At 65.8% G+C, this 11872-nt stretch carries 7 protein-coding genes; all 7 read left to right on the forward strand.

Annotated elements, in window-relative coordinates; translation table 11 throughout:
• Positions 1 to 5: 5 nt before the first annotated feature.
• The 7 genes from V6M37_RS08345 (at position 6) to V6M37_RS08375 (ending at position 11829) form a co-directional block, all read left to right on the forward strand.
• The gene (locus tag V6M37_RS08345; RefSeq protein WP_332672249.1) at positions 6 to 518 is read left to right on the forward strand and encodes a pilus assembly protein PilP; all 513 of its coding nucleotides are present in this window, start codon (positions 6 to 8) and stop codon (positions 516 to 518) included.
• Positions 515 to 2653: a type IV pilus secretin PilQ gene (gene pilQ / locus V6M37_RS08350; RefSeq protein WP_332672251.1), complete on the forward strand. Its 2139-nt coding sequence runs from the start codon at positions 515 to 517 to the stop codon at positions 2651 to 2653. Before V6M37_RS08345 ends, pilQ begins: the two co-directional genes overlap by 4 nt.
• A 78-nt stretch (positions 2654 to 2731) precedes the next feature.
• Positions 2732 to 3253, forward strand: a complete 522-nt coding sequence (locus V6M37_RS08355; RefSeq protein ID WP_442881000.1) for a shikimate kinase — start codon at positions 2732 to 2734, stop codon at positions 3251 to 3253.
• Positions 3225 to 4307, forward strand: a complete 1083-nt coding sequence (aroB, locus tag V6M37_RS08360; protein WP_332672255.1) for a 3-dehydroquinate synthase — start codon at positions 3225 to 3227, stop codon at positions 4305 to 4307. The genes V6M37_RS08355 and aroB overlap by 29 nt, the downstream gene beginning before the upstream one ends.
• Complete coding sequence (locus V6M37_RS08365; RefSeq protein WP_332672258.1) at positions 4304 to 5428, forward strand: deoxyguanosinetriphosphate triphosphohydrolase; 1125 nt, start codon at positions 4304 to 4306, stop codon at positions 5426 to 5428. The genes aroB and V6M37_RS08365 overlap by 4 nt, the downstream gene beginning before the upstream one ends.
• Before the next feature lie 249 nt (positions 5429 to 5677).
• Complete coding sequence (gltB, locus tag V6M37_RS08370; RefSeq protein ID WP_332672260.1) at positions 5678 to 10363, forward strand: glutamate synthase large subunit; 4686 nt, start codon at positions 5678 to 5680, stop codon at positions 10361 to 10363.
• Between the two features lie 2 nt (positions 10364 to 10365).
• Complete coding sequence (locus V6M37_RS08375; protein ID WP_332672262.1) at positions 10366 to 11829, forward strand: glutamate synthase subunit beta; 1464 nt, start codon at positions 10366 to 10368, stop codon at positions 11827 to 11829.
• Positions 11830 to 11872: the final 43 nt, after the last annotated feature.

Raw genomic sequence — 11872 nt, forward strand, 5'->3', positions numbered from 1 at the left:
GTCTGGTGAAAAGCCTTCTGATTCTCGCGTCCGCGGTCGCGCTCGGTGCGTGTTCGACCGACCAGGAGGACATCCACGGGTGGATGGCGGAACAGGAGAAAGGCATGAAGGGAACGGTCAAGCCGCTTCCCGAAGTGCACCCTTTCCCCGTCGTCGAATACACCGCCGGCGACGCCACGCCCTTCGCGCCCGCTCGCATCGAACCGGAGGCGAAGGCCCGCGCCGGCAGCGGGCCGGATCTCGGCCGTCTGCGCGAGCCGCTCGAAGCGTTCCCGCTCGAATCGCTCGAACTGGTCGGGGTGATGAAGCAGAGCGCCAAGGAACATGCCCTGGTCAAGGCGGACAAGAGTCTCTATCAGGTCAGGGTCGGAAATTACGTCGGACAGAATTTCGGTCTCGTCACCCACATCACTGAAACCGAAGTCATGGTGAAAGAACTCGTCGAAGACTTGAATGGCGACTGGGTGGAGCGCACCAGCAAGTTGCTGTTGCAGGAGCGCCAGGAGGCAACACGATGATGTACAAGCGTTTCATGTCGCTCGTCTGCACGCTGGTCGCGCTGGTGCTGTCGATTCCGGCCGCGCTCGCGCAGTCCGCGGCGCCCGCGAGTGCCGCGACCAACCGCATCACCGCGATGGATGTTTCGCAGCAGGGCGGCAGCGTCTACGTGAAGCTGACGCTGAAGGAACCGCTGGCGAGCCCGCCGCCGAGCTTCAGCGTCGCCAATCCGCCGCGGCTCGCGTTCGATTTCCACGGCACAGCCAACGGTCTCGGCCGCACGCAGCAGGACATCGGTCAAGGGGATCTGCGCAGCGCGAACATCGTCCAGGTCGGCGACCGCACGCGGCTGGTGCTCAATCTGTCCCGCATCACGCCGTTCGACGTGCGGGTCGACGGACGCGAAGTCGTCATCGCGCTGTCGCCCGTCGACCGCGAGGCGGTCGCGTCGACGTCGGTTTCGGAGGCGATGGCGAACTTCGCCGCACCGAAGGCGCAGGATGGCGCCGGCGAAGGAAAGAGCATCCGCGACGTCACGTTCCGCCGCGGCAAGGACGGAGAGGGCCGCGTGGTCGTGCAGTTGTCCAATCCCAATACCGGCATCGACATCCGGCGGCAGGGCGCGAACCTCGTCGTCGAATTTCTCGACACTTCGATCCCCGAGCACCTTCGCCGCCGCTCCGACGTCACCGATTTTGCGACGCCCGTGACGTCGATAACGACTCAGCCGCAGGGAAAGAACGTGCGGCTGACGGTCGCGCCGACCGGCCAGTGGGAGCACAACGCGTATCAGAGCGACAACCAGTTCGTGCTCGAAGTGCGGCGCGTCGTCGAAGACCCCAACAAGCTCGTGCAGGGTGCCCGCGGGCAGTTCGGGGGCGAAAAGCTGTCGCTGAATTTCCAGAACGTCGATGTCCGCTCGGTGCTGCAGGTCATCGCCGATTTCACCAACTTCAACATCATCACCAGCGACTCGGTGCAGGGGAGCCTGACGCTGCGCCTCAAGGATGTGCCGTGGGATCAGGCCCTCGACATCATCCTCCAGGCGAAGGGCCTGGACATGCGCAAGACCGGCAACGTCATCTGGATCGCGCCGAGCGAGGAACTGGCGACGCGCGAAAAGCTGCAGCTCGAAGCGCAGGCGCAGATCGCGGACCTGGAGCCGCTGCAGACCGAAGGCTTCCAGATCAACTATCACAAGGCGCAGGAAATCTTCGACTTCCTGAAGAGCAAGGACCAGACGGTGTTGTCGAAGCGCGGCAGCGTCGTGTCCGATGAGCGCAGCAACAAGATCTTCGTGACGGACGTTCCGTCCCGGTTGAACGAATTGCGCCGCCTGATCACGGAAATCGACATTCCCCCGCGGCAAGTGATGATCGAGGCGCGGATCGTCGAGGCGAACAAGGATTTCGCGCGCGATCTCGGCGTGAGGCTCGGCTTCCACGGCAGCGACCCTTGGAAGATCGGCGGAAAGAACGTCCTGCCGGGTGCGAGCCTGAACGACACGACCTTTCATTCGGGCCAGATCGTGGATCCGGTGCCGACGCTGGACGATTTCACGAACGTCAATCTTCCCGCGCAACCGGCTGCGGGCACGCCCTCGACGTTCTCGCTGATCCTGTTCAACAATGCGGCGACGCGCTTCCTCAACCTCGAACTGTCCGCGCTCGAATCGGACGCGCGTGGCCGGGTCGTGTCGAGTCCGCGCGTGCTCACCGCGAACCAGGTCGAAGCGTCGATCGAGCAGGGGACCGAGATCCCCTATCAGGAGGCGTCGAGTTCCGGCGCGACGAGCGTGTCGTTCAAGAAGGCCGTGCTGTCGCTGAAGGTCAAGCCGCAGATCACCCCCGACGGCCGGATCCAGCTACAGGTGCTGGTCAACAAGGATCAGCCGCGGACCCTCGCGGGCATCCCGGTGCCGGCGATCGATACCAAGAACATCAAGAGCGAAGTGCTCGTGGAAAACGGCGGGACCGTCATCATCGGCGGCATCTACGAGGAAGAGGAAATAAGCAACGTCGCGAAGGTGCCGGTGCTCGGTGACATTCCGTACCTCGGTGTGCTGTTCCGCAATACGCAGAAGATCTCGAACCGTTCCGAACTGCTGATTTTCATCACCCCGAGGATCGTCGCGGATACACTAACGCTCCGTTAAGGCGTCGCCGGCCGGTGGCCGACGCGCCTGGAAACTCAAACTTCGGATGTTGCGTCGGTGTTAGTCGTTCTCGTTGGCATGATGGGTGCCGGAAAGACCACGGTGGGGCGGGAGTTCGCGAAGCGGCACCAGATGCGCTTCGTCGACTGCGACCACGAAATCGAAGCGCGCACGGGCGTGAAAGTGCCGACGATTTTCGAGATCGAGGGCGAGGCCGGGTTTCGCCGGCGGGAAAGCCAGCTTCTCGACGAGCTCACCCGCGAGTCGGGCCTGGTTCTCGCGACCGGTGGCGGCGTGGTGCTCGCGCCGGTGAACCGTGCTGTCCTGTCGTCGCGCGGTATCGTCGTCTACCTGAACGTGCCGACCTCGGTCCTGTGGGAACGCACGCGGCACGATCGCAACCGGCCGCTGCTCCAGGTCGCGAATCCGCGCGAGCGGATCGAGAGCCTGTTCCGTGAGCGGGACCCGCTGTACCGCGAGGTTGCCGACATCGTCATCGACGGCGGGCGAGGCAATCCCGGCGGGATGGTGCGCCAGATCGAGAAGGCGATCGAAGACTTCAGGAAGAAAGATGCGAACACTGAATGTCGCCCTGGGTGACCGGTCCTACCCGATCCGCATCGGGCGCGGGCTTCTCGACGATCCGGCGCTGATCCGCCCGTTTCTCAAGACGCCACGCGTGGCGATCGTTACGAACGACGTCGTCGGGCCGCTGTACTTCGACCGGCTGCGTGCGACGTTGCAGCGCGCGGACGTTGCGGTGCACGCCGTCGAGCTTCCGGATGGTGAGTCGCACAAGGACTGGCAGACACTCAACCTCATCTTCGACGCGCTGCTCGCCGAGCGCTGCGAGCGCTCGACGACATTGCTCGCGCTCGGCGGCGGCGTGGTCGGCGACATGGCCGGTTTCGCGGCGGCGACCTACCAGCGCGGGATGCCCTTCATCCAGGTGCCGACGACGCTGCTGTCCCAGGTCGATTCATCGGTCGGCGGCAAGACCGCGATCAATCACCCGCTCGGCAAGAACATGATCGGCGCGTTCTACCAGCCGCGCCTGGTGCTGGCCGACATCGGCACGCTCGACACCTTGCCCGATCGCGAACTCCGCGCCGGCCTCGCCGAAGTGATCAAGTACGGGCTAATCCGGGATTTCGGGCTGTTCGAGTGGCTGGAAGCGAACATCGAGGGTCTGCTCGCGCGTGATCCGGACGCGCTCGCGTTCGCCGTCGAACGTTCGTGCGCGAACAAGGCCGATGTCGTCGCAGCCGACGAGACCGAACAGGGCGAGCGCGCGCTGCTGAACCTCGGCCACACGTTCGGCCATGCGATCGAGACCGGCATGGGTTACGGCAACTGGCTGCACGGCGAGGCGGTCGCCGCCGGCACGATGATGGCGGCCGAACTTTCGCGCCGGCTCGGCTGGATCGACGCGGCGGACGTCGCGCGCGTCGAGGCGCTGCACCTGCGCGCGGGGCTGCCGGTATTCGGGCCCCGGTTGCCGGTCGAGCGTTATCTGGATCTGATGGCTAGCGACAAGAAGGTCGAGGCCGGACGCTTGCGATTGATCCTACTGCGCGCGATCGGCAACGCCGTGATCCACGGCGGAGCCGCACCGGACCACATCGCCGCGGCGATCGAAGCGCGCTGCCGATGAGCGCGCTCGCCGCCTTCGCCGTTACCGAGTCGAATTCGCGCGGCCGGGTGCATCCCGAGCCGTCGCCCGGCGTGCGCAGCGAATTCCAGCGGGACCGTGACCGCATCGTCCATTGCACCGCGTTCCGCCGCCTCGAATACAAGACGCAGGTGTTCGTCAATCACGAAGGCGACCTCTTCCGGACCCGCCTGACCCACAGCATCGAGGTTGCGCAGATCAGCCGCAGCGTCGCGCGCACGCTCGGGCTGAACGAGGACCTCGCCGAAGCGATCGCGCTGGCGCACGATCTCGGCCACACGCCGTTCGGCCACGCCGGGCAGGACGCGCTGAATTCGTGCATGAAGGCGCATGGCGGCTTCGAGCACAACCTGCAATCGTTGCGGACAGTCGACCTGCTCGAAGAGCATTACGCGGCTTTCGACGGCCTGAACCTCACATTCGAGACCCGCGAAGGCATCCTGAAGCACTGTTCGCGCGCACGGGCGGAACAGCTCGGCGAACTCGGCCGGCGCTTCCGCGACGGCCTGCAGCCGTCGCTCGAAGCGCAGCTGACGAACCTCGCCGACGAGATCGCGTACAACAACCACGATGTCGACGACGGGCTGCGCTCCGGGCTGATTTCGCTCGAGCAGCTCGAAGCGGTTGCGATCTTCGCCGACTGCCGCCGGGAGGTCGAGGCCGTCTGGTCCGGCCTCGGCGGGCGTCGCCTGATCCACGAGACGATCCGTCGCATGATCAACACGATGGCGCTCGACCTCATCGCCAGGACGCAGGCGAACATCGCGGACGCGGGCATCGGCTGCCTCGCCGACGTGCATCGGGCGTCGCCCCTCGTCGCGTACTCCGACCAACTGCAGCCGCGGCTCAAGGAGCTGAAGCTCTTCCTACGCGACAAGCTCTACCAGCACTACCAGGTCCTGCGCATGACGGACAAGGCGCGGCGGATCGTCAGGGATCTCTTCGACGCGTTCATGAGCGACGCCCGGCTCCTGCCGCCGCAGTATCAGGCTCGGGCGCAGGCCGACAAGCCGCGCGCGATCGCGGACTACATCGCCGGAATGACCGACCGCTACGCGATGAAGGAGCACCGCCGGCTCTTCGCGGTGGGCGAAATTCATTGAATCATCATAGTCTTACCGCAATGCAAAAAATTCTTGAAACACGAGTTTCGCGAATGTATATTCTTTAGCCCGCCTGAAGGGTACGTAGCGGCCGTGTGCTTGCGCACTGGCTGAGGAGAGCCGGTGTGCGAGTGCACCCCGGCTTTTTTGATGTCCGCACTACTTTGGTGCGTTTTTTGCATGCGGCGCCGGTCGCCCAGATTTGTGCCGGGTTTTTCCGGTAAACGTGCTGTGTCGAGGAAGAACGTGATGGATCTCCCCCAAAAGCAGGGTCTGTACGACCCGGCCAATGAACACGATGCCTGTGGCGTGGGTTTCATTGCTCACATCAAGGGCGCCAAGAGCCACGAAATCATCAGTCAGGGGCTCGAGATCCTCAAGAATCTCGATCACCGAGGCGCGGTCGGCGCGGACGTCCTGCAGGGTGACGGCGCCGGCATCCTGATCCAGATTCCCGACACGCTGTATCGCGAAGAAATGGCGAAGCAGGGTGTCACGCTGCCGCCGTCCGGCGAATACGGTGTCGGCATGGTGTTCCTGCCGAAGGAGCAGGCATCGCGGCTCGCGTGCGAGGAAGAGATCGGTCGCGCGGTGCGCGCCGAAGGTCAGGTCGTGCTCGGCTGGCGCGACGTGCCGGTCAATCGCGAAATGCCGATGTCGCCGACGGTGAAGGCCAAGGAGCCGGTCATGCGCCAGGTGTTCATCGGCCGCGGCCCGGAGATCATGGTCACCGACGCGCTCGAGCGCAAGCTCTTCGTCATCCGCCGGCGCGCGGCGAATGCGATCAACGACCTGAACCTCAAGCACGGCAAAGAGTTCTACATGGTGTCGATGTCGGCTCGCACCGTGAATTACAAGGGCCTGCTGCTCGCGACCCAGGTCGGCGAATACTACTGCGACCTCGCCGACGAGCGCGCGGTGTCGGCGCTCGCGCTCGTGCATCAGCGCTTCTCGACGAACACTTTCCCGAAGTGGGACCTGGCGCATCCGTTCCGCTTCATCGCCCACAACGGCGAGATCAACACGCTGCGCGGCAACTACAACTGGATGCGCGCGCGCGAGAAAGGCGTGTCGTCGCCGCTGCTCGGGGCCGATCTCGAAAAGATCTGGCCGCTGATCTACCCTGGTCAGTCGGACTCGGCGTCGTTCGACAACGCGCTCGAACTGCTCGTGATGAGCGGCTATTCGCTCGCCCACGCGATGATGATGATGATTCCCGAAGCGTGGGAGTCGCACACGCTGATGGACGAGCGGCGGCGCGCGTTCTACGAATACCACGCGGCGATGATGGAGCCGTGGGACGGCCCCGCCGCGGTTGCCTTCACCGATGGCCGCCAGATCGGCGCGACCCTCGACCGCAACGGCTTGCGCCCGGCGCGCTACCTCGTCACCGACGACGATTTCGTCGTGATGGCGTCCGAATCGGGCGTGCTGCCGATCCCGGACAGCAAGATCGTCAAGAAGTGGCGCCTGCAGCCGGGCAAGATGTTCATGATCGACCTCGAACAGGGGCGCATCATCGACGACCGCGAGCTGAAGGAGTCGCTTGCAACCGCGAAGCCGTACCGCGAGTGGATCCGCCGCATCAACATCAAGTTCGACGAACTCGCGGCGCCCGCCGACGCGGGAGCGCCGGAGTGCGCCGCTTCGGTGCTCGACCGCCAGCAGGCTTTCGGCTACACGCAGGAGGACATCAAATTCATCCTCGAGCCGATGGGCAAGAGCGGCGAGGAAGCGACCGGCTCGATGGGCAACGACTCGCCGCTCGCGGTGCTGTCGGCGAAGGAAAAGCCGCTCTATAACTACTTCCGTCAACTCTTCGCGCAGGTCACGAACCCGCCGATCGACCCGATCCGCGAGCAGCTCGTGATGTCGCTCGTGTCCTTCATCGGGCCGAAGCCGAACCTGCTGGAGATCAACGAGATCAACCCGCCGTACCGACTGGAAGTCACGCAGCCGGTGCTCGACTTCGCCGACATGGCGAAGATCCGCAACATCGCCGCCTACGCCGACAGCCGCTTCCGCTCGACCGAGCTCGATCTCTGCTACCCGGCCGCGTGGGGCAAGGACGGCGTCGAGGCGCGGCTCGCGACGCTGTGCGCGGAAGCCGAGGACGCGGTCCTCCAGGGCTTCAACATCCTGATCGTCTCGGACCGCAAGGTCGATGCGGACAACGTCGCGATCCCGGCGCTGCTCGCGACCTCCGCGATCCACCAGCACCTGGTGACGAAGGGCCTGCGCACGCGCGCCGGTCTCGTCGTCGAGACGGGCTCGGCCCGCGAAGTCCATCATTTCGCGGTGCTCGCGGGCTACGGCGCCGAAGCGGTGCATCCGTACCTCGCGATGGAAACGCTGCTGCAGGTTTCCGCTCAGTCGCCAAACCCGTCCGAGGCCGGTGAGAAGGCGATCAAGCACTTCGTCAAGGCGATCGGCAAGGGCCTGATGAAGGTCATGTCGAAGATGGGCATCTCGACCTACATGTCGTACACCGGTGCGCAGATCTTCGAGGCGGTCGGCCTGAAGCAGGCGCTTTGCGACAAGTACTTCACGGGCACGACGAGCCAGGTCGAAGGCATCGGCGTGTTCGAAGTCATGGACGAAGCGCTGCGCCTGCACAACAAGGCGTTCGGCCACGACCCGGTGCTCGCCGGCCTGCTCGAAACCGGCGGCGACTACGCGTTCCGCGTGCGCGGCGACGAACACATGTGGACGCCCGACGCGATCGCGAAGCTGCAGCACGCGACCCGCTCCGGCAAGGGCGACACGTACAAGGAATACGCGAAGCTGATCAACGACCAGAGCAAGCGTCACATGACGCTGCGCGGCCTATTCGAGATCAAGCCCGCCGGCAGCGCGGTCCCGCTCGACGAAGTCGAGCCGGCGAAGGAGATCGTCAAGCGCTTCGCGACCGGCGCGATGTCGCTCGGCTCGATCTCGACCGAGGCACACGCGACGCTCGCCGTCGCGATGAACCGCATCGGCGGCAAGTCGAACACCGGCGAGGGCGGCGAGGACCCGATGCGCTTCAAGCCGGTCACGCAGGCATTGCGGATGTCGCAGGTCATCGGCGAAGGCCGGATCGCGCGCGACCTCGAGCTGAAGGCCGGCGACAGCCTGCGCTCGGCGATCAAGCAGGTCGCCTCGGGCCGCTTCGGCGTCACCGCCGAGTACCTCGTCAATGCCGACCAGATCCAGATCAAGATGGCGCAGGGCGCGAAGCCCGGCGAGGGCGGCCAGCTGCCCGGCCACAAGGTCAGCGAGTACATCGGCTTCCTGCGCCACTCGGTGCCGGGCGTCGGCCTGATCTCGCCGCCGCCGCACCATGACATCTACTCGATCGAGGATCTCGCGCAGCTGATCCACGACCTGAAGAACGCGAACCCGGCCGCGTCGATCTCCGTGAAACTCGTCTCCGAGATCGGCGTCGGCACCGTCGCGGCGGGCGTCGCGAAGGCGAAGGCCGACCACGTCGTGATCGCCGGCCACGACGGCGGGACCGGCGCGAGCCCCTGGAGCTCGATCAAGCACGCGGGCTCGCCGTGGGAACTCGGCCTCGCCGAGACGCAGCAGACGCTCGTGCTGAACCGCCTGCGCAGCCGCATCCGCGTGCAGGTCGACGGCCAGATGAAGACCGGCCGCGACGTCATCATCGGCGCCCTGCTCGGCGCCGACGAGTTCGGCTTCGCGACCGCGCCGCTCGTCGTCGAAGGCTGCATCATGATGCGCAAGTGCCACCTGAACACCTGCCCGGTCGGCGTCGCGACGCAGGACCCGGAGCTCCGGAAGCGCTTCACCGGCCAGCCGGAGCACGTCGTCAACTACTTCTTCTTCGTCGCCGAGGAAGTGCGCGAGCTGATGGCGCAGCTCGGTATCCGCAAGTTCGACGACCTGATCGGCCGCGCGGATCTGCTCGACATGAAGAAGGGCCTCGAGCACTGGAAGGCCTGCGGCCTCGACTACAGCCGCATCTTCTACCGGCCGACGGTGCCGGAAACCGTCTCGCTGCGGCAGATCGAGACGCAGGATCACGGCCTCGAAAAGGCACTCGACAACCAGCTCGTCGAACTCGCGAAGCCGGCGCTCGAACGCGGCGAAGCGGTGCGCATCGACCTGCCGGTGAGGAACATCAACCGCACGGTCGGCGCGATGCTGTCCGGCCGCGTCGCCGCGAAATTCGGTCACGCCGGGCTGCCGGACGACACGCTGCACGTCACGCTGACCGGCACGGCCGGCCAGAGCTTCGCGGCCTTCCTCGCGCGCGGCGTCACGCTCGAACTCGTCGGCGAAGGCAACGACTACGTCGGCAAGGGCCTGTCGGGCGGCCGCGTCGTCGTGCGGCCGCAGGCGTCGTTCCGCGGCCTGTCGACCGAGAACATCATCATCGGCAACACCGTGCTGTACGGCGCGATCGAAGGCGAGGCGTACTTCTGCGGGGTCGCCGGGGAGCGCTTCGCGGTGCGCAACTCGGGCGCGACCGCGGTCGTCGAGGGCGTCGGCGACCACGGCTGCGAATACATGACCGGCGGCACGGTCGTCGTGCTCGGGCCGACAGGCCGCAACTTCGCCGCCGGCATGTCGGGCGGCGTCGCGTACGTGCTCGACGAGGACGGCACGTTTGGCCAGCGCTGCAACATGGCGCAGGTCGCGCTCGAACCGGTGCCCGAAGAGATCGAGGCGCGCAAGGGCTCGGAGTCCGGCGACGACCTCGAGTCGCACGGCCGCGTCGACATCGACCATCTCGAGATGGGCGACGAGCTGATCCTGAAGGGGCTGATCGAGCGCCACGCGCGCTACACCGGCAGCGAGCACGCGCGCGAGATCCTCGGAAACTGGTCCGCGTGGCGCTGCAAGTTTGTCAAGGTGATGCCGCATGAATATCGTCGGGCGCTGGCCGAGATGGCCGCGCTGAAGCAGAAGCAACTGGAGGCCGCGTAAAAATGGGCAAGCCCACGGGATTTCTGGAGTATCAGCGTCTTTCCGAGGCCTACGAGCCCGTTGCCGAGCGCGTGACGAAATACAAGGAATTCGTCATGCGCCTGACCGACGAGGAGGCGGCGGTGCAGGGCGCGCGCTGCATGGATTGCGGCATTCCGTTCTGCAACAGCGGCTGCCCGGTGAACAACATCATTCCGGACTGGAATGACCTCGTTTATCGCGACCAGTGGCGCCAGGCGATCGAAGTGCTGCATCAGACGAACAACTTCCCGGAGTTCACCGGCCGCATCTGCCCCGCGCCGTGCGAGGCCGCCTGCACGCTGAACATCAACGCGGACCCGGTCGGCATCAAGTCGATCGAGCACGCGATCATCGACAAGGCGTGGGAAGAGGGCTGGGTCGCGCCGCGTCCGCCGCAGGCGAAAACCGGCAAGACGGTCGCGGTCGTCGGCTCGGGCCCGGCCGGTCTCGCCGCCGCGCAGCAACTCGCGCGCGCCGGCCACGACGTGACCGTGTTCGAGAAGAACGACCGCATTGGCGGCCTGCTGCGCTACGGCATCCCCGACTTCAAGATGGAGAAGGGACTGATCGACCGCCGCGTCGAGCAGATGCAGGCCGAAGGCGTGACGTTCCGCACCGGCGTCGTCGTCGGCTCGGCGGACGTGCCGGCGGGCATCGTCAACGATGCGAAGGAAGTGATCGATGCCGAGACGCTGAAGAAGGAGTTCGACGCGGTGATCCTTGCCGGCGGCTCCGAAGTGCCGCGCGACCTGCTGGTGCCGGGGCGCGAGCTCGACGGGGTGCATTTCGCGCTCGAATTCCTGATCCCGCAGAACAAGGCGGTCGCCGGCGGCGCACCGAATCCGATCTCGGCCGAAGGCAAGCACGTCGTCGTCATTGGCGGCGGCGACACCGGCTCCGACTGCGTCGGCACGTCGAACCGCCACGGTGCGGCGAGCGTGACGCAGTTCGAGCTGATGCCGATGCCGCCCGAGCAGGAGAACAAGGCGCTGACGTGGCCGTACTGGCCGATCAAGTTCCGCACCTCGTCGTCGCACGAGGAAGGCTGCGAGCGCGACTTCGCGGTTGCGACGACGTCGTTCTACGGCGCCGACGGCAAGGTCGAGGGCCTCAAGGCCGTCCGGCTCGAATGGCAGGACGGCAAGATGTCCGAGGTGCCGGGCTCCGAGTTCGACGTGAAGGCGGATCTCGTGTTCTTCGCGATGGGCTTCACGAACCCGGTGGCGAGCCTTCTCGATGCGTTTGGCGTCGAGAAGGACGGCCGCGGCAACGCGAAGGCGACGACCGACGGCGCCGGCTGTTACGCGACGACTTCGCCGAAGGTGTTCGCTGCCGGCGACGTCCGCCGCGGCCAGTCGCTGGTCGTGTGGGCGATTCGCGAGGGGCGTCAATGCGCCCGCGAGGTCGACCAGTTCCTGATGGGCGAGAGCGTCCTGCCGCGCTGAACCACGCGGACCGCCCTTAAGCGGGGCCGGCGGGTTCGAGCAG

Source organism: Aromatoleum sp. (assembly GCF_036675785.1).
Classification (GTDB): domain Bacteria; phylum Pseudomonadota; class Gammaproteobacteria; order Burkholderiales; family Rhodocyclaceae; genus Aromatoleum.